This window comes from Aeromonas sp. XH (genome assembly GCF_033348475.1).
GTDB lineage: Bacteria > Pseudomonadota > Gammaproteobacteria > Enterobacterales > Aeromonadaceae > Aeromonas > Aeromonas sanarellii.
Window position 1 is genome coordinate 2,646,717 of sequence record NZ_CP137630.1, and the last position, 19,943, is coordinate 2,666,659.

The following is a 19,943-nucleotide window of genomic DNA, read 5'->3' on the forward strand; positions in this document are numbered from 1 at the left end:
GCCAGCGCTGCCGATATGGCAGCAAGCCGACCGCGGGAGCAGAACGAGGGGACGTAAGATGAGGAAAGAGAGCACGGCGGCTCCGGGAAAGCTAGTGGCTCTGGGGCTCCCATGAGGTGAGCGAGCACCACGGGATGGTGCTCGTCCCATGCGGCAAGAGCCATGGGCTCACAGGCGCGCCACCAGCCATTCCCCCTTGCCCACCGGCACCAGGGCGGTCATGAAGGCCGGATCCTGCACCACCTCCGCCATCCAGTCGCTCATCTCCTCCCGGTGAGAGATGGCGTTGTCCACCACCAGCAGGCCGCGAGGGGCGAGCAGGCGCCGGATCTCGGGCCACCAGCGCTGATATTGCTGGCGATCGGAGTCCAGGAAGACCAGCTGATAACCCGCCGTCGGCAGGGTAGGCAGCAAGCTGCCAGCCTCCCCCGCCAGCTGTTCAATCCAGGGGCCGAGCCCGGCACGCTGGAAGTTGGCGGCGGCCATGGCCAGCTTGCCCGCATCCCGCTCTATGGTGGTGACCCGGCCCCCCAGCCGTTTCACCGCCTCCGCCAGCCAGAGGGTGGAATAGCCGTTGGAGGTACCAATCTCCAGCACATCCGCCGCCCCTCGCGTCTGTACCAGCAGCGCCAGCAGTTCACCTGTGTCCCGGGTGATATTGAGCATCTTGCCGTCACGGGACGGCTGGGCCTCGTCGTGCTGCTCGCCAAAGCGCTCCAGCTCCCGTTTCAATGATTCCAGTACCATCTTGCCTCCTTGGCGGTATCAAGGGGCGGCCTGGCGCACGGCGTGGCCCGTCCCCATCTCTTCATCATGTCTTCACCCTGTCATCCTGCGGCGGCTCGTCCCCCAGCAGATAGCGAGGGCCGCTTCCCCGGGCGGCAGCCCTGTCCTCCGGGTTGTAGAGGAAGGTTCACGCTGGCAGGGAGAGTGGATCACCGCCCGCCTGCGGCGGGTGGCGGCGGATCCCGACTGGCCGATCTCGCTGCCGCGCAGCCTGGCTGGCGGAGACGATGTGCTGGCACAGCTGGCCGAGGCCGCCCTGCCCCTCTATTGGCAGACCCGCAACTTCACCGTGCTGCACCTGGTGACCGGCAGCCGGGCCGCCGCCATCGTCGCCCGCCACCTGCCGGATGAGCTGAAAGCCCCCTGGCAGAACCTTATGTGGCAGGCGGTGGCCGCCGCCTATGTCACGGTCGGGGCACCCGCGCTGCATGCTCAACACTGGCCGGATGCGGCGGGATGGGATTGGGATCCGGTGCTGTCGCGAGCCCTCGTCAGCCTGGACGACCACGTGATCAAGCTGGTGCACTGCTGCTGGCGGGAAGGGAAAGCGTCACCCCGCCTGGCGAAGCGCTATCTGGTGGTGGCCGCCCGCGCCGTCGGGCTGCTGGATGCGAAGAGCAAGCCACCGACCTCCTAGGGCGCCGCCACCCGGGTAAAGTCGATGGCGGGGCAGCTTGGCACCACGCCCCGGGTCAGCGCCAGGGGCTGGGCACGATAGCTGAGCCGGTAGCTGCCCGGCTGCGACAGATCGTAGGCCTGCGCCAGATCCGCATCGGCCTGGCTATGTTCCCCCGGTGCCAGCAGGAGGAAGTCGCCATCTCCGGGTTCACCACGCTTGGCCAGCGGTCCCCGGTAGGCCAGCGGCCGGCCATCGCGGGTGAGGTCGATGGCATCGGCAAACCACCCCTCGAAGGGGGTGAACCAGGTCAATACCTCAAGGGGGGTCTCCCCCCGGTTGGTCAGGGTCATCACCAGGGGCAGGGGCTCGTTCACCCCGCTCTCGGCGTTGACCGACAGTTCGCACTGCAGGGGGGCCAGCGCCAGGGTGGTGAGCAAGAGAGTCATCATGGGTGCTCCTTCAACAACGGGAAGGGGCCTCGCGGCCCCTTCACGGATTAATTTTCGCTCGGGGTATTCTCGGCGAAGTACTCGTGGTTGTCGGCGTTGTTCAGCGCCTTCTGGGGATCCGTGCTCGCCAGATTGCGGGCATTGGCCTGACCGTATCCCAGATCGTCGGTGCCCGCCACCACGTTGAAGTGGCTCAGCTCGTGGACTATGGTGCCGGCGCGGGAATCGGTCCCGGTGACGGGTGCCGTCCAGAAGCTCTTGCACAGATAGACCTTGTAGGGTTGGTCCGGATAGACGTAGGCGAAGTAGCTCTGCTTGCAACCACAGTCGAAGGTGAGCGGCTTGTTGTCGATGGCATCCTTGATCTTGCTGAAGTTCGCCTCGGCCTGGTTCCAGCGGGCGGCGTCATAGGCGCCGAACCAGCTGCGATAGCGCTGGCCATCGGGCTTGTCCACCGCCAGATAGCTGCTGGAGTTGTTGGTGATGCCGCTGGCGGCATCGAGCGCGGCCAGGATGTCGCTCTTCTGGGTGTTGGTGCAGCGGCCGCTGAAGCTGACCGAGGCGGTCACCGCCTGGGGCTCGGCCAGGGCCGCCTTGGCCAGCACCCTATCGTCGGCTACCCCTTCCACCCAGAGGGTCACGGCATTGGATTCGCTCCCCCGGGCCTGCCTGGCCTTGGCGGTTTTCCCCTCCTGCGCCACGGTTGGCAGCAGGTAGCGGATGCTGTACTGCCCCTGGACGCTCATGTCGTAGAGACCTGAGACCTCCGCCTGCACCGTCAGGCTCTGGCCGGCCTTGAGCAGCTGGAAGTCCTTGTCGGTCGGGGCCGCCCGCTTGATCAGGGCCCCCTCGTAGCCAACCGGCTGACCGTCACGCTCCACCTGGAACAGGGGGGCATCCTCGCTGCCAGGCAACTGCCACTTGAGCAGACGCACCGGCTTGTCCCCCGTGTTGGTCAGGGTCAGGTTGACCCGCACGTCGTCGGTGCCGCCCTCCACCAGGGTGAGCCTGGCATCGAGCCCGGCGGCGCAGAGCGGAGAGATCAGGGAGCCTGCCAGCAGCAGGGCGATGGGAGTCGCTTTCATCGTGTTTCCTCATTCATTGAGTGGCGCCATCAGGCGGTTTGCTTCCATGTGGCCCTCTTTGGGGCTCATCCACCCTAGAGCAGAAGCTCGGCGCCCCCATCCCTCCATATGGGGGACGCCCCCCATCGGAGGGGGCCCTCGCCGGCTGCGACAAAGGCTGCCCCCTTGGCGCCGCATCAAGGCCCCCTCCCCTCCCCTCCCCTCCCCTCCCCTCCCGCCACCGGCAAGCATCCACAAAAAACCCGGCACGGGGCCGGGTGGGGGGATGCGCAGCTTGCGCCCGGATCAGGGGCCGATCAGCAGCGCCAGGGCCGGTTGTGCGTTGCCGGGCACCAGCCGGTAGGCCTTGTGGTGCTTGACCAGGGTCGTTTTCTTGTTGCCCTGGCTCAGCAGCAGGCCGTGGGAAAAAGCCGCCTGTGCCAATCTGGCCTCGTCCCCGCGCACATAGAGGGTAAGGGACTTGGCCAGCTCACCCGCTTCGATATGGCCCTGATACTCGCTGGCGCTGATGATGAGGCTCGGCTGGCCGCCCGATTGCAGGCGCAGCTTGGCGTTCACTTCGCTACTCGTCAGCACCAGCCAGCCCGCCGCCTCCAGCTCGGCCAGCAGGGCGGCAAGCCGGCCGCCCAGCCCGGTCGGCTCTGCCATGGCGCGCTCGTACTGGCAGATGATCCGCTCAAGCAAACCCTTGAGATCGGCGCCGGCCCCCAGGGTGCGGCCCAGTTGCACCCAGGCCTTGAGATCCTCCATCACCAGGCGGGAGAAGCGCTTCTCCTTGAGCGAGTCCGCCATCCAGGTGCAGAGAAAGTGGCTCTCCTGGGCCGGGGTGCGCTTGCCCGCCTTCTGCGCACCGGTGCGGGCCAGCTCGGCCAGGCTCTGGCTGGCCATCTCAAGGAGGGCCTGGTTGTAGGTGGGAGGGGTCATCGTGGATCCTCGGATTGAGCGCTGAGATGGCAAAGGCGCCGGTGGCGCCTTTGCAGTTCAATGGGATGGCCCGCCGCTTACTTCGGCTGGCGCGGCTTCCTGGCGGCCGCCAGGCGCTTGAGGCGCTGGCCCTGCAGCTTCGCCTCGGCCATGGCCTGGGCGGCGGCGTTGTCTTCCCGCTGCGGGCGCTTGCCGAAGCGGCGGCGCTCCTGCAACTGCTTGATGAGGTCGTCGCGACTGCTCACCTCGTAGCCGGGCACCATGATGCGGCGGATCTTCTGGCCGATGAGTGCCTCGATCTCCAGCAGGGTGCGCTCCTCCTCGCGGCTGACGAAGGAGATGGCCATGCCGCTCTTGCCGGCGCGGCCGGTACGGCCGATGCGGTGCACGTAGTCTTCCGCCAGGAACGGCAGATCGTAGTTGACCACGTACTCCAGGCTCGGGATGTCCAGGCCGCGGGCGGCTACCTCGGTGGCCACCAGCACCCGCAGCTTGCCTTCGGTGAATTCGCGCAGGGCGCGGCGACGGCTGCCCTGGGCCTTGTCACCGTGCACCACGGCGGACTTGATGCCGTCGAGGTTCAGCTCCTCCACCAGCTCGTCGCAGCTCTCGCGGGTGCTGGCAAACACCAGCACCTGCTGCCAGTTCTGCTTGCCGATGAGCTCGGAGAGCAGCTCGCGCTTGCGCTTCTGCTCCACCGGATAGACGGTGTGGCTGACGGTGTCGGCGGTGGAGTTCTGCTTGTTGACGCTCACCACCTGGGGCTTGTCCAGCATCAGGTTCGCGAGCTTTTTCACCGACTCGGAGAAGGTGGCGGAGAAGAGCAGGTTCTGGCGGGCCTTGTTGACCGCCTGCAGGATCTGCTGCACGTCGGCGCTGAAGCCCATGTCGAGGATGCGATCCGCTTCGTCCAGCACCAGGGTCTCGACCCCGGAGAGGCTGAGGTTGCAGGCGGTGAGGTGCTCCAGCAGCCGGCCCGGGGTGGCCACTATGATGTGAGCCCCCGCTTTCAGCTTCTTGGCCTGCACGTCCTGCTTGCCACCGCCATAGATGGTCAGGGTGGTGATGTCGAGATACCTGGCGAAGTCGTTGATGTTGCTCGCCACCTGGGCCGCCAGCTCGCGGGTCGGGGTCAGGATCAGCACCCGGGCATTGGAGGGCTGTACCGGCGCCGGGTTGTCCACCAGCCGCTGCAGTATGGGCAGCGCGAAGGCGGCGGTCTTGCCGGTACCGGTCTGGGCGCTGGCCAGCACGTCGCGGCCACGGCGGATGGCCGGAATGGCCTGGCTCTGCACAGGGGTCATCTCCTGATAACCGCAATCTGAGATGGCGCGCAAAATCTCGGGGGCAAAATCGAACGATTCAAATCTCATCTTGGGTTCCTGTGTTCCAGCTGGGCTGTAGTTGGCGTGAGTGGCCTGAACCGGCTTGTGGCCAGGTGTCGGCGCGGCTTTTGGCCAAGGACGGCTGGGTCTGACATCACGTCAGAGAGTGAGCCGGAAAATGGCGGGCGCGAAGTGTAACAGATAGGCGGCGGGAATGCCGCCTCAAATGGCTTGAATTTTTGCCTGGAGGCGCCCTGCCCCACCCGGGAAGGCGCCGCCGGAGCGGCCGGCTCAGCGCACCCGCTTGGCCGGCCGCTTGAGCAGCCGCATGCCGATGGCGGCCACGGCGATGACGAAGAGGGCGAAGGAGGTGATCAGCAGGCACTTGGTCAACAACTCGTGGTAATTGGCCAGGACCGGGGTCGCCATCATGACTTTGCCGACCATGCTGAGCACCAGGGACCAGAGGAAGGCGCTGGCGAAACTGGCCATGGCCACCCGCACCAGGTTGAGGCGGGAGACCCCCATCAGCATGGGGGTCAGCACCCTGACGAAGGGGATGAAGCGGGAGACGAACATGGCCCAGAAACCGTAGCGATCGAGCAGTTTCGAGGCCCGGGGCAGGCTCCCCTCCGGGATCATCCGCTCCACATGGTCCATGAAACGGGTGCCGTGCAGCGCCTGGCCCTGCCAGTAGGCGATCACGCTGCCAAGCCCGGCCGCGAGCGGCAGATAGAGCAGCGTCACCTCGGGCCCCAGCACGCCCATGCCCACCAGGCCCCCGGCCAGCAGCACTAGGCTGTCGCCCGGCAACGGCAGAAACACGAAACTCGACTCGAGAAAGAGGATCACCACCAGACAGGTGACGAGCAGGCCGACTGCCTGCATGTGTATAAGCTGATCAAAATCCTGATGCCATATGGCAAGCAGCATGTCCTGCATCTGGTATGACTCCCATCAACGTAATGCGCATCCGTCATGACGACCCTAAGGCCCCGTCTGGTAATCCGTCCCTGATACCACCCCAATGTTCGTATGGGATGCCCCTTATACACCCGGGGAACTGAACAATAAATTAATGTTTGCCATTTATGCCGCCGGGCTGACGCCGGAAACCCTTGGCAGGCGGGCCAGAAAGACGTCCCCGGGGGAGCGGACGCCGGTCGGAGATTATGGCCAGATGGCACCATGCAGAGCTGCCAACGGAGGCGAAAAACGTTACAGTATAAGGACTCCCCAGTGGACGGGGAGACTCATGGAGCTAGGTATGGCGCAGATCCCCTCTTCTCATGCGACCCCGATTCTGATGGCCGGACTCTGGCTGCTTTGCCATGGCGCCCAGGCCAGCGACGAGAGCCTGGTGCAGCAACGCGCCAATGCGGTGGTCTCCCTGATGAGCTACACAGTGGTGCCCGACATCACCGCCAGCAACCTGGATATCGGCGGAGGGACCAACGAGAGCTCGGCACTGACCATCACCCAGCTTGGCGGTGGCGCCACCATGAGCGAGGGCTTTCCCATCTATCTGGAGGGCACCCTGGGCTACAGCCGCTACGATCCCCAGTTCGTGTTCACCGACGGCAACGAGACCCGCACCATTCCCACCAAGTGGAACAGCCTGAGCGCCACCGGCGGCATCGGCTGGGACTTCAGCCTGCACCGCGACCGCTGGGGCGGCAACCTGGTACTGCGCCCCATCGCCAACGTCACCCTGGGCACGGTGGCGAGCGATCTGCGCATCGGCGCCGCCCTGATCGAGTACAAGACCGGCAAGAACCTCGACTTCCTGGATGGCGGCAACCTCAACGTCTACGGCCTGGGGGGCGCCCTCATGCTCGACTACGAGCTGTTCTCCAAACCCCAGGACATCGACGTCGAGCTGCGCTACTCCTATCAGCACCTGCAGAGCTTCACCGGCACCGCCGACAGCATCACGGGCCAGGCCGAGGCGGAGAACCTCGGCCTCTACCTGCGCCGCCGCGCCCCCATGTGGGACTGGACCCTGCTGGACAGACCCCTGCGCTACGTGCTGGAGGGCGCCAGAACCGAGTACCTGGGAGAGCAGCGGGGGCTGCTCGGCTTCAACAGCCTCAACTCCCTGGGCCTTGGCCTCGAACTCGACAGCAGCAAGTACGACATCTTTATCACCCGCACCCGGCTGGTGGCCCGCTATATGTTCAGCCACAACACCAGCGGCTACTCCATCGGGCTGGCGATGAGTTTTTAAGGGCGTGAGGCTCTCATTACCGGTCCCGGCACCACACCGGCGGTTGTACCATCGGGCTGGCGATGAGTTTCTAATGGCGCAGGATCCCGCGAAGGAGAGAGCATGATGAACCTGACCCGGGAGCAGATTGACGACCTGCTCGCCACCTTGCAGGCCCGCTTTGAGCGGCACCCGCAGCGTCACGCGGGGATCCCCTGGTCACAGGTGCGCGCCAGGCTGGACGCCAACCCGCAGTCGTTGCCCTCGCTCCACGAGATGGAGCACAGCGGCGGTGAACCCGATGTCATCGGCCAGGACCCGCAGACCGGGCAGCTCATCTTCTGTGACTGCAGCGCCGAGAGCCCAACCGGGCGCCGAAGCCTCTGCTATGACAGGGCCGCGCTGGAATCCAGGAAGGAGAACAGGCCGGCGGGCTCTGCGACCGAGATGGCCCAGCAGATGGGCATCACGCTGCTGACGGAGGCCGAGTATAGATCGCTGCAGACGCTCGGCTGCTTCGATGCCAAGACATCGAGCTGGATAGAGACCCCAGCGGCGATCAGGGGGCTCGGCGGCGCCCTGTTCTGCGATCGCCGCTACGACAGCGTCTTCCTGTACCACAACGGCGCCCAGTCCTACTATGCCGCCAGGGGCTTTCGCGGCAGCCTGCGAGTCTAGGTAAAGGCCGCGAGCGGCCCCGGATACCCCGAGAGTCGCAGCCTGCTACCAATCGAGGCTTGACCCTGAAGCAAGATCCCATGGAGGCTCGGTGACATGGACTTCCCCCCCGTTTTCGCTCTTTTGCTGTCGCAGCTCGGCTATCTGCTCCCGCTGCTGCTGATCGCCACTCTGATCAAAACCCCCTGGTTCAAGGGCATGATTGGGGAGGGATTGCTCAATCTCTCCATCAGGCTGTTTCTCGACCAGCGGGAGTATCACCTGCTCAGGGACGTCACCCTGCCCATTCCCCAGGGCACGACCCAGATCGATCACGTGATCGTCTCCCGCTTCGGGGTCTTCGTGATCGAGACCAAGAACATGAGGGGGTGGATATTCGGCAATCCGGCCCATAAAAGCTGGACCCAGCAGATCTATCGCCGCAGGCACAGTTTTCAAAACCCCTTGCGCCAGAACCACCTGCATATGATGCCCCTCAAATCCCTGCTGGGGCTGGCGGACCACCAGCTTCACTCTGTCATCTACTTTATCGGCGACTGCACCTTCAAGACGCCCATGCCACAGAACGTGATGAACCGCGGGCTGATCCGCCATATCAAGGGCAAAACCACCCAGGTATTGACCCTGGCCGACGTCCATGGAGCGATCGAGATCATCCAGCAAGAGCGACTTGCCCCCAACTGGCAGACCCACAGACAGCATGTGGCCCGGCTAAAGGCGCGTCATGGTGCCGCCCCCATCAGATCGTTGCCGACTGACGCTCCGCCCCCTCAGCGTCCGATATCGTCCACCGCCACTCATCCGGTGTGCCACCGACAGCACCCAAGCTGCCCCAGGTGCGGCAATACCATGGTGCTGCGCACCGCCAGCCGAGGAGAAAACAGGGGCAACCAGTTTTGGGGATGCAGCGGATATCCGAGATGCAGGGAAATAGTGCAGCTCGCGCATGTCCATGAGGGAGTGGCAAAGGATGAGGCCAACCCCGATAGTCCGAGATGAAACCAGGGCGGCCACTTGGCCGCCCTGATTGTCTCTGGCTGTCAGCGAATCGCTGCCATCTTCCTGACGCAGGCCTGCTCCCTGTCATCCACCCGCTTGGCAAACCAGGCGGTGGTGAGGTTGCGGGTGATCTTGGGGCTTTTCAGCTGGATGCCGGGCAACACGGCACGGGGTTGCCGCTTGCCCGCCTGCTGATCGGCCAGGGTAAAGACCCTGTGATAGAGGTCGGTCTGGGCAAAGTCGGCGCTATCTCCCTTGAGCAGGCTCTGGTGGATGGCCTGCTTGCTCATGTTGACCCGGCTGGCGATGCTGTGGACCGCGAGCTCGGTCTTGCCCGGCAGGTCCGAGTCGTAGCGAACCAGATCCCCGTCCAGGGCCAGGGGCTTGCCGCTCACCCGGCTGACCGCCGCCTGGAAGGCCGCATTGCGGCTCGCGTACCAGCCCGCATTGAAGTCGGCGAAGCGATAGAGGGTATCCGGGTAGTCGGCCGGATAGCCGAAGATGTGTCTGGTGCCGAACCAGATGCCCCCGCGGCGGGTGAAGACTTCGTGGCGGATGGACTCCTTCACGGGATAGGGGTAGCCGCGGGCGTTGGCCTCGGCGAAGGCGATGCTGACCTGCATGGGGCCGCCGGTGCGCACCGGGTTGAGGTTGCCAAAGAGCTGCCTGCCCATGGGCACCGAACCTATCATGTCCTCGAAGATCTCGCTCATCTCCCGCTCGGTACGAAGGGCATCGATGCGCGCGGCATAAGACTTGCCGGTGGGGGACTTGATGGAGAGCGCCGTGCGCACCATGAACTCGGGGATGAGCAGCTTGGCCGCCCGGGCGTTGATCTCCTTCCAGGCAATCTTGCCAAGGCCGGGCACCACGGGATCGGCCTGGTAGGTGGCCTCCTGCTCCGCCACCGCCAGCACGGTGCAGACGTTGTGATCGCTCACCGTCAGCCCCTGGCTCGAGAGCGCCGTCACCACGTCGTTGGCCCAGCCCGGCTTGTCGGGTACCTGGCGCGGCAGGAAGCGCACGATGCGGCTCTTCATGTCCGCCGGCTTGCGCGGCTGCATGGCCTTGGGCTGCTTGGCGATGGCGGCGGCCTCCTCCACGGGCGGAGGCGGCTCGCTGGCACACCCCGCCAGCAGTGCGGCCATCAACAGCGGCAGGGCGCGCAGGGGCCGGGCAGGAGAGGCCTCACGGGGCGCAGAGGCAACTGAAGGGACGACAGGGGAAGAAGAGATCATGAAGGCTTCCGGTAGACAGAGGGGCCCTTCCATCTCAGATAAGGGGCCCCGAACGCAAACAGAGGGCCATTGTAGAGGATCGACGCGCCTGGCTAAAGCCTCGGGCCCGCTCCTGGGGCCGTCCAGGGGGAAAACGCCCATCGCCGTGACGACGGGTGGCGCAGCCCAGCGCACTCGCCCACGCCACAGTGCACCGACCATCTCCCTATCCTCGAACAATGGCTTTTATTGAGAGTCATTTCTATTTAGAATGCCGCCGAATAACACGCCCCGGCACGGAGCCCATGGACAAGCTGACCCCCCTCTTCGACCCCCTGCAGCGCTTGCTGATCACCCCGCTCTGGCAATGTCTGTCCGGGCTGTTCGATCTCAACGGACGCCTGGGCGTCGTCTTCCTGCTGATCTCGGGCACCGTCGCCTACCTGCTCTGCCTGCACCGTCGCCGCCGGGGGGACCCCGGGGCCCGCAGCTTTCGCCGCTTCCTGGGGGGCCGGGCCGTCTGGTTGCACCCCTCGGCCCTGCTCGATTACCAGTACTACCTGGTGCGCGCCCTGCTGCATGTGGCGGTGCTCCTGCCAATAATGGCGTGGCTCCACCCCTGGCTGCTGCAGGCCGAGGATGTGCAATCCGCGCTGACCCGGCTCTGGGGGGAACGCCCGAGGCTCGCCGAGGCAAGCTGGCTGATGATGCTCTATGGCCTGGGGGTCTTCCTCATCAGCGACTTCGTCCACTACTGGCTGCACCGCGCCTTCCACAGCCGCTGGCTGTGGGAGTTTCACAAGGTGCACCACAGCGCGACCGTGATGGTGCCGCCAACCGCCAGCCGCATCCACCTGGTGGAGAAGCTGTGCGAGATGCTGGTCAAGGGGAGCTGTCTCGCCCTCTACGGCGGCCTCTTCCATTGGCTCTGTGGTGGCACTGTGCGCCCCTACACCCTGTTCGGCATCAGCTACCTGGTGCTTATCTTCAACTCCCTGGCCGCCAACCTGCGCCACACCCATGTCTGGCTCTCCTTCGGCCCGAGGCTCGAACACCTTCTCAACAGCCCGGCCCAGCACCAGATCCACCACAGCCGGGATCCCCGCCACTTCAACCACAACTTCGGCACCAACCTCTCGATCTGGGACTGGTGGTTCGGCACCCTCTACGTGACCAGCAGCCAGCCCGAGCCACTCTCCTTCGGGGTGGGCCCGAAGGACAACGAGCGCTACAGCCGTCTGAGCGTGCTCATCCTGCGCCCCTTCTGGGTGACGGCGCGCAAGATCTGGCGCGCCCTGCCCCGCCCCCGCAAGCCGCTGGCACAGTGAGCCCCATAAACAACAACGCCACCCCTAGGGTGGCGTTGTTATTTACAGATGAGCCGGGGCTCAGGCGCTCTGGCGCAGGGCCTGCTGCTGGGCGGCGCCGTTGATCACCGCCTGCAGGGAGGCACTGACCACGTCGCGGCCGACGGCGACCCCGCACAGGCGGGCGCCATCCACGCTCAGCAGCACGTAGGCGGCGGCGCGGGACTCGGTGCCGGCGGTGAGGGCATGCTCGGAGTAGTCGAGCACGTCGATGTGCATCCCGGTCTGGCGCTGCCAGCCGTTGACCAGCGCCGTGATGGCCCCCTCCCCCTCACCGCACAGTTGCAGCGACCCGTCCGGGGTCTGCAGCTCGAGGCGCAGGCTCTCCTGACCGTCGCGGCCGAGCTGGAAGCGACCGATGCGATAGCCGTGGGCAGGCTCGAGATAGTGGCGCTCGAACAGGGTACGGATCTGCTCCGGACTGATTTCGCTGCTGCAAGCCTCGGCCTCGGCCTGAACCCGGCGGCTGAAGTCGATCTGCAGCCAGCGCGGCAGTTGCAGGCCGAGGTCGCGCTCCAGCAGGTAGGTGACGCCTCCCTTGCCGGACTGGCTGTTGATGCGGATCACCGCCTCGTAGCTGCGCCCGAGATCGGCCGGGTCGATGGGCAGATAGGCCACATCCCAGTAGTGATCCGGCTTCTCCGCCGCCAGGGACTTGCGGATGGCGTCCTGGTGGCTGCCGGAAAACGCGGTGTAGACCAGCTCGCCGGCATAGGGGTGGCGCGGGTGCAGGGCAATCTGGGTGCAGGCCCCCACGGTGGCGACGATGGCATCCATATCCGACAGGTCCAGCTCGGGGTCGATCCCCTGGCTGTAGAGGTTCATGGCCATGGTGACGATGTCCATGTTGCCGGTGCGCTCGCCGTTGCCGAGCAGGGTACCCTCGATGCGATCCGCCCCCGCCAGCACCGCCAGCTCGGCGGCGGCCACCCCGCAGCCTCTGTCGTTGTGGGTGTGGATGGAGATGCTCACCTCGGGTCGCGCCTTGAGGTGTCGGCAGAACCACTCCACCTGATCCGCAAACACGTTGGGGGTGCTTACCTCCACGGTGGCGGGCAGGTTCAGGATCATGGGTCGGGCAGCGGCGCGCCACTCGTCGATGACGGCGTCGCACACCTCGACGGCAAACTCCACCTCGGTGCTGCTGAAGCTCTCCGGCGAGTACTGGAAGCTCCACTCGGTGCCTGGATTGCGGGCCGCGTACTCCCGTACCCAGCGCGCCCCCTGCACGGCGATGGCCTTGACCCCTTCGCGCCCAGAGTTGAACACATAGTTGCGCTGGGTCGGGTTGACCGAGTTGTAGACGTGGACGATGGCCCGCCTCGCCCCCTTGAGCGCCTCGAAGGTGCGGGCGATGAGATCTTCGCGCGCCTGCACCAGCACCTGGATGGTGACATCGTCCGGAATGAGGTTGCGATCGATGAGTTCGCGCACGAAGTCGAAATCGGGCTGGGAGGCCGCCGGGAAGCCCACCTCGATGTGCTTGAAGCCGATGTGCACCATCAGCGCCCACATCTGCAGCTTTTGGGCCACCGTCATCGGCTCGACCAGCGCCTGGTTGCCGTCGCGCAGGTCCACGGCGCACCAGAGCGGCGCCCGCTCCAGCACCCGGTTGGGCCACTGGCGATCCGCCAGACTGATGACGGGGGAGCGGCGGTATTTGCGATGATCGAAGCTCATATTCAGATTCCCTTGACGGATGGGCGAGGCGCCGGACGACCGGGCCGACAGGCGGGTGGGGCAAGGAGGGGAAGCGGGCTGGCGCGGTAACGCCGGCCCTGACGAGTCGCGCGGCGGTAACCCCGCGACCGGTTTTCCTGCGGCCCCCGTCGGTCACCGGGGCCGGCCACGGCAGCCGGATCGGGCTGCGGGCGCTGATCCTCTCGCACGCCACCTTCCGGTGTGTCGGCGCAGACGACCTTGTTTGATGAGAATCCAGTATAAAGAGGCGAGCGGGGCGAGAGATTGCGAAGATTGCTGCCAACGCCATATTTTTGGCAATCATCACCAACCAAACCCCGTGATTATGAGATTATTTCACTCATGTTGGGCTGCTTCGCCGCCTTCACTCTCCATCCTGAACCGGATGCGGAAAATAAAAAACCCCGCCATCGCTGGCGGGGTTTGCGTGCATCGGACGGGCAGCGTGCTGCCGGTACGCTTAGCGGTTGTTCACCTTCTCGTGCAGCTCCTGCACCGAGCTCACGTTGGCGGTGGCATCGACGCTGATGGCCATGCAGGTGGCGAAGGCCGCGTGCAGCGTGGTGGTGTAGGCCACCTTGTGCTGCAGGGCGCCGCGACGCAGCTGCTTGGAGTCCTCGATGGCCTGACGACCCTCGGCGGTGTTGACGATGTAGGTGTACTCGCCATTCTTGATGCGATCCAGAATGTGCGGACGGCCCTCGTGCACCTTGTTGACCAGGCGCGGGTTGATGCTCGCCTCCCCCAGGGTCACCGCAGTGCCGTGGGTGGCGTCGAGGTCATAGCCCAGCTCCAGCAGCTTGGCGGCCAGGTTCACCACCCGCTCCTTGTCGCCGTGGCGAACGGAGAGCAGGGCACGCCCTTCGCGCGGCACCTGGTGACCGGCACCCAGCTGCGCCTTGGCATAGGCCTCGGCAAAGCTGCTGCCCACGCCCATCACTTCACCAGTGGAGCGCATCTCCGGCCCCAGCAGCGGGTCGACACCCGGGAACTTGGCGAACGGGAGAACCACCTCTTTCACCGAGTAGTAGGGCGGGATGATCTCCTGGGTAAAGCCCTGCTCCTTCAGGCTCTGACCGGCCATGACGCGGGCGGCGATCTTGGCCAGCGGGGCACCGGTGGCCTTGGAGACGAACGGCACGGTACGGGCGGCACGGGGGTTCACCTCGATGAGGTAAATTTCGTTGTCTTTCACCGCGAACTGCACGTTCATCAGACCGACCACGCCAAGCTCCAGCGCCAGTTTGCGCACCTGCTCGCGCATCTCGTCCTGGATGGCCTTGGACAAGGTGTAGGGCGGCAGGGAGCAGGCGGAGTCACCGGAGTGGATACCGGCCTGTTCGATGTGCTCCATGATGCCGCCGATGACCACATCCACGCCGTCGCAGATGGCGTCCACGTCCACCTCGGTGGCGTCGTCCAGGAAGCGGTCCAGCAGCACTGGCGACTCGTTGGAGACGCTCACCGCCTCGGCGAAGTAGCGGCGCAGATCCTGCTCGTCATAGACGATCTCCATGGCGCGGCCACCCAGCACGTAGGAGGGGCGGACCACCAGCGGGTAGGTGATGCGCTCGGCGGTCAGCACCGCCTGCTCCAGCGCGGTGACGGTGCCGTTCTCCGGCTGCTTGAGGCCGAGGCGCTCGACGGCAGACTGGAAGCGCTCGCGGTCTTCGGCGCGGTCGATGGCATCCGGGCTGGTACCGATGACCGGCACGCCGTTGGCCTCCAATGCTCGCGCAAGCTTCAGCGGAGTCTGGCCGCCGTACTGGACGATGACGCCCTTGGGCTGCTCGACCCGCACGATTTCCAGCACGTCTTCCAGGGTGACCGGCTCGAAGTAGAGACGGTCCGAGGTGTCGTAGTCGGTGGAGACGGTCTCCGGGTTGCAGTTGACCATGATGGTCTCGTAACCGTCTTCGCGCAGGGCCAGCGCCGCGTGTACGCAGCAGTAGTCAAACTCGATGCCCTGACCGATGCGGTTCGGGCCGCCACCGATGACCATGATCTTGTCGCGGTTGGTGGGGTTGGCCTCGCACTCCTCGTCGTAGCTGGAGTACATGTAGGCGGTGTTGGTGGCGAACTCGGCGGCGCAGGTATCGACCCGCTTGTAGACCGGGAAGATGTTGTGACGGGCGCGCAGCTTGCGCACTTCCCCTTCGGCCACGCCGAGGATCCTGGCCAGACGCGCGTCGGCAAAGCCCTTGCGCTTTAGGCTGCGCAGGAAGTCGGCGTCCAGGCCGGCCATGCCGCGCTCCTTCACCTGCTCTTCCAGCTTCACCAGCTCTTCAATCTGCACCAGGAACCAGGGGTCAATCTTGGTCAGCTTGAACACGCCGTCCATGGAGAGACCGGCACGGAACGCATCGGCGATGTAGAAGATGCGCTCGGCACCGGCATCCTGCAGCTCGTGGCGAATGCGGGTCAGGGAGTCGGGGGCATTGAGGTCCACCATGGGGTCGAAGCCGGTCTTGCCGGTCTCGAGGCCGCGCAGCGCCTTGTGCAGGGACTCCTGGAAGTTGCGGCCGATGGCCATCACTTCGCCCACGGACTTCATCTGGGTGGTCAGACGGTCGTTGGCGCCGGCGAACTTCTCGAAGTTGAAGCGCGGTACCTTGGTGACCACGTAGTCGATGGCCGGCTCGAAGGAGGCCGGGGTGCGACCGCCGGTGATGTCGTTCATCAGCTCGTCCAGGGTGTAACCGATGGCGAGCTTGGCGGCGATCTTGGCGATGGGGAAACCGGTCGCCTTGGAAGCCAGCGCAGAGGAGCGGGACACCCGCGGGTTCATCTCGATGATGACCATGCGACCGTCTTTGGGGTTGATGCCGAACTGGACGTTGGAGCCGCCGGTCTCGACACCGATCTCGCGCAGCACCGCCATGGAGGCGTTGCGCATGATCTGGTACTCCTTGTCGGTCAGCGTCTGGGCCGGCGCGACCGTGATGGAGTCACCGGTGTGGATGCCCATGGGGTCGAAGTTCTCGATGGCGCAGACGATGATGCAGTTGTCGTTGCGATCCCGCACCACCTCCATCTCGTACTCTTTCCAGCCGATCAGCGACTCGTCGATGAGCAGCTCCTTGGTCGGCGACAGATCCAGACCGCGCTCGCAGATCTCCACGAACTCTTCCGGGTTGTAAGCGATGCCGCCGCCAGAGCCGCCCATGGTGAAGGAGGGGCGGATGATGCAGGGGAAGCCCACTTCGGCCTGGACCTTCCAGGCCTCTTCCATGTTGTGGGCGATGCCGGCGCGCGGGCACTCCAGGCCGATGCTGCGCATGGCCTTGTCAAAGCGGGAGCGGTCTTCGGCCTTGTCGATGGCGTCGGCGGTGGCGCCGATCATCTCCACACCGAACTCCGCCAGCACGCCGTGCTGCTCCAGCGCCAGGGCGCAGTTGAGGGCAGTCTGGCCGCCCATGGTGGGCAGGATGGCGTCCGGGCGCTCTTTCTTGATGATCTCGCGCACCACTTCCCAGGTGATGGGCTCGATGTAGGTGGCGTCGGCCATCTCCGGGTCGGTCATGATGGTGGCCGGGTTGGAGTTCACCAGGATGACGCGGTAGCCCTCTTCTTTCAGGGCCTTGCACGCCTGGGCGCCGGAGTAGTCGAATTCGCAGGCCTGACCGATGACGATGGGGCCGGCGCCGAGGATCAGGATGCTCTGTAGGTCGTTACGTTTTGGCATGGCTTCTCTTTTCCTCTTAAGCGCGATACTGCTTGATCAATTCAATAAAGTGGTCGAACAGACCGGCACAGTCGTGCGGGCCCGGGCTCGCCTCCGGGTGACCCTGGAAGCTGAAGGCCGGACGGTCGGTGCGATGGATGCCTTGCAGGGAGCCATCGAACAGGGAGACGTGAGTCGCGCGCAGGCAATCCGGCAGGCTGTTCTCGTCCACCGCGAAGCCGTGGTTCTGGGCGGTGATCATCACGGTGTTGTCGTCCAGGCTCTTCACCGGGTGGTTGGCACCGTGGTGGCCGAACTTCATCTTGACGGTCTTGGCGCCGGAGGCGAGGCCCAGCAACTGGTGGCCCAGGCAGATTCCGAACACCGGGGTGTTGGTGGCCAGGAAAGCCTTGATGGCGTCGATGGCGTAGTCGCACGGCTCGGGGTCACCGGGGCCGTTGGAGAGGAAGATGCCATCCGGGTTCATCGCCAGCACCTCGGCGGCCGGGGTCTTGGCCGGCACCACGGTCAGGCGGCAGCCGCGGTCCACCAGCATGCGCAGTATGTTGCGCTTGACGCCGAAATCGTAGGCCACCACGTGGTACTTGAAGTCGCCCTCTGCCGGGGTGACGTGCCCCTTGCCGAGCTGCCAGCTACCTTCGGTCCAGCTGTAGGATTCGCTCACGGTCACTTCTTTCGCGAGGTCCATCCCCTTGAGGCCGGGGAAGGCGCGGGCCTGTTCGAGGGCATGGGCTTCATCGAGCTGCTTGCCGGCCAGGATGCAACCGGCCTGGGCGCCTTTCTCGCGCAGGATGCGGGTCAGCTTGCGGGTATCGATGTCGGCGATGCCAACGATGTTGTGAGACTTGAGGTAATCGGAGAGGGATTGCTGATTGCGGAAGTTGGAGGCCAGTATCGGAAGGTCCCGGATGATGAGGCCCTGAGCATGGACCTGACTGGACTCTTCATCTTCGCTGTTGGTGCCGGTGTTGCCTATATGGGGGTAAGTGAGGGTAACGATCTGACGGGAATAAGAGGGATCTGTGAGGATTTCCTGATAGCCCGTCATCGACGTATTGAAAACCACTTCACCAACGGAACATCCCTCGGCGCCTATCGACACGCCTTTGAACACAGTTCCATCTTCCAGCACTAGCAATGCAGTGTGATTCAAGACAACCTCCAGTTATTTAGCTTTAAATTCAGCAATTTACCTGGGTGTTGCGGGTCCGGACGCTGTTTGAAACAGGGTTCAAACCCGGCAGATTTCTGGCAAATTGGGCGCATTCTACTTAAAAACGATCTCATTTCAACGTCTTTTCGCGTTCGAAATGCATCTAAATTCAATAAACAAGCAACATTACCCATTATCTATGCACTTTAAGGCTTTGCAACCCCCTCCCTCAAAAGAAAAGCAAAAACCCCGAACAAAACCACCACCCCACGCCACACAAAACACAAAAATTGATTTTTAACCCTTAAAAAACATAAGGATGTGAAATTGAAAAACAAAAAACACAATAAAAAAAGTGTCGTTTGGCGATAGAAAAATGATGTCGGCGAATGGAAAACGTTTTTCTTGATTTGAATTTTTAGTCTCTTTCTGGAAGAGGAAAAGAGAGCGCTGACGGGGAACATTGAGACCCACTGCCGTTACCCTTTGATGACATTTATGTCGCGGGAGTTTGGCCGGATTGTAAGAATGGAGGAATTTAGGCTGGTTCACTTAAAAAGTGATGCTTAAGGGTTATTTCTACAAAAAAGAGAAGAAAAACCCCGGCGAACCGGGGTCTGGCAACCAGGACGGGGCGGCGCGTCCGCCCGGTATGGCCTATTTGAGGCCGAGCACGTCCTGCATGTCGTAGAGGCCGGCGCCCTGCTGGCCGAGCCACTTGCCGGCCCGCACCGCACCGTTGGCAAAGGTCAGACGGCTGGAGGCCTTGTGGCTGATCTCCACCCGCTCGCCGATGTCGGCGAACATGACGGTATGCTCCCCCACCAGATCCCCGGCGCGGATGGTGGCGAAGCCGATGGTGTTGCGGTCCCGCTCGCCGGTGATCCCCTCGCGGCCATAGACGGCGCACTCTTTCAAGTCACGTCCAAGCGTCCTGGCCACCACTTCCCCCATGGAGAGGGCGGTGCCGGAGGGCGCATCCACCTTGTGTCTGTGGTGCCCCTCGATGATCTCGATGTCGGTGTAGTCCCCCATCACCCTGGCGGCCTGCTCCAGCAGCTTGAACACCAGGTTGACCCCCACCGAGTAGTTGGACGCGAAGACGATGCCGATCTCCTTGCCCGCCTCGCGAAGGGCCGCCTTGCCCGCGTCGTCGAAACCTGTGGTGCCGATCACCATCCGCTTGCCATGGGCCAGGGCGAAGGCCAGGTTCGCCAGGGTCACCTCGGGACGGGTGAAGTCGATGATGAGATCGAAATCGTCCTTCACCTTCTCCAGGCTGTCGCTGATGGCGACCCCCAGCCGGCCCAGCCCGTTGAGTTCACCCGCATCCAGACCCATCACGGCAGAGCCGGGTCGTTCCAGCGCCGCGCCCACCACCACGCCCTCGGCGTTGGCGATGGCCTCCAGCAGCACCTTGCCCATACGACCATTACAGCCCATCACGGCCACACGGATCGGATTGTCCATCTCCACCCTCTCATCTCTTTATTATGGAAAGAGACCGTTTTACCAGCCCGCGCCCCCTTTGAAAAGCCCGCCGTGGCCGCCGATCAAGCTCCGACAAATAAACAGACAAACACATTAAAAACAGAATATTCGACAGATTTAATCCATATGGCGGAATCATCAGAGAAAAAGAGTTGTCCATCCGGACGTCTATCTTGACCGAACCTCCCCGACTCACTACTGTGGCGCCCCATAACGGCAGGATGCCCGCCCTGTGCCCGAACCCGCCCGGTTCCACAC

Annotated in this window: 15 protein-coding genes and 1 pseudogene; 5 read left to right on the forward strand and 11 right to left on the reverse strand. The window is 64.2% G+C overall.

The window, feature by feature from the left end:
* Positions 1-168: 168 nt before the first annotated feature.
* Entirely contained in the window at positions 169-747 is a 579-nt protein-coding gene (locus tag R2B70_RS12165; protein ID WP_042078579.1) for an O-methyltransferase, read from the reverse strand.
* A gap of 160 nt (positions 748-907) precedes the next feature.
* Here R2B70_RS12165 and R2B70_RS12170 point away from each other — a divergent pair.
* Positions 908-1,423: pseudogene (locus R2B70_RS12170) on the forward strand (questin oxidase family protein); the annotation flags it as partial.
* Here R2B70_RS12170 and R2B70_RS12175 read toward each other — a convergent pair.
* The 5 genes from R2B70_RS12175 to R2B70_RS12195 form a co-directional block, all read right to left on the reverse strand.
* Positions 1,420-1,854 (reverse strand): hypothetical protein, encoded by a 435-nt coding sequence (locus R2B70_RS12175; RefSeq protein ID WP_042078580.1) that lies wholly within the window; start codon positions 1,852-1,854, stop codon positions 1,420-1,422. The pseudogene R2B70_RS12170 and the gene R2B70_RS12175 sit on opposite strands and share 4 nt — an antisense overlap.
* A gap of 47 nt (positions 1,855-1,901) precedes the next feature.
* Positions 1,902-2,939: a M35 family metallo-endopeptidase gene (locus R2B70_RS12180; RefSeq protein WP_042078582.1), complete on the reverse strand. Its 1,038-nt coding sequence runs from the start codon at positions 2,937-2,939 to the stop codon at positions 1,902-1,904.
* A gap of 285 nt (positions 2,940-3,224) precedes the next feature.
* Positions 3,225-3,863, reverse strand: a complete 639-nt coding sequence (locus R2B70_RS12185) for a DUF2913 family protein (protein WP_318161593.1) — start codon at positions 3,861-3,863, stop codon at positions 3,225-3,227.
* 77 nt (positions 3,864-3,940) lie between these two features.
* Positions 3,941-5,236, reverse strand: coding sequence for a DEAD/DEAH box helicase (locus tag R2B70_RS12190; RefSeq protein ID WP_209792868.1), 1,296 nt, complete (start codon positions 5,234-5,236; stop codon positions 3,941-3,943).
* Between the two features lie 243 nt (positions 5,237-5,479).
* Complete coding sequence (locus tag R2B70_RS12195; protein ID WP_042078161.1) at positions 5,480-6,130, reverse strand: DedA family protein; 651 nt, start codon at positions 6,128-6,130, stop codon at positions 5,480-5,482.
* A gap of 364 nt (positions 6,131-6,494) precedes the next feature.
* Here R2B70_RS12195 and R2B70_RS12200 point away from each other — a divergent pair, with 364 nt between their 5' ends.
* The 3 genes from R2B70_RS12200 to R2B70_RS12210 all read left to right on the forward strand — a co-directional run bounded on the left by R2B70_RS12200 (position 6,495) and on the right by R2B70_RS12210 (position 9,071).
* Positions 6,495-7,415 carry a hypothetical protein gene (locus tag R2B70_RS12200; protein ID WP_318163348.1) on the forward strand — a complete coding sequence of 307 codons (921 nt, stop codon included), beginning with the start codon at positions 6,495-6,497 and terminating at the stop codon, positions 7,413-7,415.
* Positions 7,416-7,517: 102 nt separating this feature from the next.
* Positions 7,518-8,072 (forward strand): DUF4256 domain-containing protein, encoded by a 555-nt coding sequence (locus R2B70_RS12205; RefSeq protein WP_042078159.1) that lies wholly within the window; start codon positions 7,518-7,520, stop codon positions 8,070-8,072.
* 96 nt (positions 8,073-8,168) lie between these two features.
* A complete protein-coding gene (locus R2B70_RS12210; protein WP_318161594.1) occupies positions 8,169-9,071 on the forward strand; it encodes a nuclease-related domain-containing protein in 903 nt (300 codons plus the stop codon).
* Positions 9,072-9,112: 41 nt separating this feature from the next.
* Here the strand turns inward: R2B70_RS12210 and R2B70_RS12215 are convergent, their stop codons facing one another.
* Complete coding sequence (locus tag R2B70_RS12215) at positions 9,113-10,219, reverse strand: DUF1615 domain-containing protein (RefSeq protein ID WP_318163349.1); 1,107 nt, start codon at positions 10,217-10,219, stop codon at positions 9,113-9,115.
* A 374-nt stretch (positions 10,220-10,593) separates the two neighbouring features.
* On the opposite strand from R2B70_RS12215, the gene R2B70_RS12220 reads away from it, so the two are divergent.
* Positions 10,594-11,616, forward strand: coding sequence for a sterol desaturase family protein (locus tag R2B70_RS12220; protein ID WP_318161595.1), 1,023 nt, complete (start codon positions 10,594-10,596; stop codon positions 11,614-11,616).
* A 60-nt stretch (positions 11,617-11,676) separates the two neighbouring features.
* Here the strand turns inward: R2B70_RS12220 and leuA are convergent, their stop codons facing one another.
* The 4 genes from leuA to dapB all read right to left on the reverse strand — a co-directional run bounded on the left by leuA (position 11,677) and on the right by dapB (position 19,664).
* The gene (gene leuA / locus R2B70_RS12225; protein WP_318161596.1) at positions 11,677-13,335 is read right to left on the reverse strand and encodes a 2-isopropylmalate synthase; all 1,659 of its coding nucleotides are present in this window, start codon (positions 13,333-13,335) and stop codon (positions 11,677-11,679) included.
* A gap of 481 nt (positions 13,336-13,816) precedes the next feature.
* Positions 13,817-17,041 (reverse strand): carbamoyl-phosphate synthase large subunit, encoded by a 3,225-nt coding sequence (gene carB / locus R2B70_RS12230; RefSeq protein WP_318161597.1) that lies wholly within the window; start codon positions 17,039-17,041, stop codon positions 13,817-13,819.
* Between the two features lie 16 nt (positions 17,042-17,057).
* Positions 17,058-18,194 carry a glutamine-hydrolyzing carbamoyl-phosphate synthase small subunit gene (gene carA, locus R2B70_RS12235; protein WP_042078154.1) on the reverse strand — a complete coding sequence of 379 codons (1,137 nt, stop codon included), beginning with the start codon at positions 18,192-18,194 and terminating at the stop codon, positions 17,058-17,060.
* A gap of 657 nt (positions 18,195-18,851) precedes the next feature.
* On the reverse strand, positions 18,852-19,664 hold the full coding sequence (gene dapB, locus R2B70_RS12240) for a 4-hydroxy-tetrahydrodipicolinate reductase (RefSeq protein WP_216990533.1): 813 nt from the start codon (positions 19,662-19,664) through the stop codon (positions 18,852-18,854).
* Positions 19,665-19,943 lie beyond the last annotated feature (279 nt).

Coding starts and splice junctions, on each gene's coding strand:
- leuA (WP_318161596.1), bottom strand. CDS start 13,335: ATGAGCTTCGATCATCGCAAATACCGCCGCTCCCCCGTCATCAGTCTG.
- R2B70_RS12210 (WP_318161594.1), top strand. CDS start 8,169: ATGGACTTCCCCCCCGTTTTCGCTCTTTTGCTGTCGCAGCTCGGCTAT.
- R2B70_RS12205 (WP_042078159.1), top strand. CDS start 7,518: ATGATGAACCTGACCCGGGAGCAGATTGACGACCTGCTCGCCACCTTG.
- R2B70_RS12180 (WP_042078582.1), bottom strand. CDS start 2,939: ATGAAAGCGACTCCCATCGCCCTGCTGCTGGCAGGCTCCCTGATCTCT.
- R2B70_RS12200 (WP_318163348.1), top strand. CDS start 6,495: ATGGCCGGACTCTGGCTGCTTTGCCATGGCGCCCAGGCCAGCGACGAG.
- R2B70_RS12165 (WP_042078579.1), bottom strand. CDS start 747: ATGGTACTGGAATCATTGAAACGGGAGCTGGAGCGCTTTGGCGAGCAG.
- R2B70_RS12175 (WP_042078580.1), bottom strand. CDS start 1,854: ATGATGACTCTCTTGCTCACCACCCTGGCGCTGGCCCCCCTGCAGTGC.
- R2B70_RS12195 (WP_042078161.1), bottom strand. CDS start 6,130: ATGCAGGACATGCTGCTTGCCATATGGCATCAGGATTTTGATCAGCTT.
- carB (WP_318161597.1), bottom strand. CDS start 17,041: ATGCCAAAACGTAACGACCTACAGAGCATCCTGATCCTCGGCGCCGGC.
- R2B70_RS12185 (WP_318161593.1), bottom strand. CDS start 3,863: ATGACCCCTCCCACCTACAACCAGGCCCTCCTTGAGATGGCCAGCCAG.
- R2B70_RS12220 (WP_318161595.1), top strand. CDS start 10,594: ATGGACAAGCTGACCCCCCTCTTCGACCCCCTGCAGCGCTTGCTGATC.
- R2B70_RS12190 (WP_209792868.1), bottom strand. CDS start 5,236: ATGAGATTTGAATCGTTCGATTTTGCCCCCGAGATTTTGCGCGCCATC.
- R2B70_RS12215 (WP_318163349.1), bottom strand. CDS start 10,219: ATGGCCGCACTGCTGGCGGGGTGTGCCAGCGAGCCGCCTCCGCCCGTG.
- dapB (WP_216990533.1), bottom strand. CDS start 19,664: ATGGACAATCCGATCCGTGTGGCCGTGATGGGCTGTAATGGTCGTATG.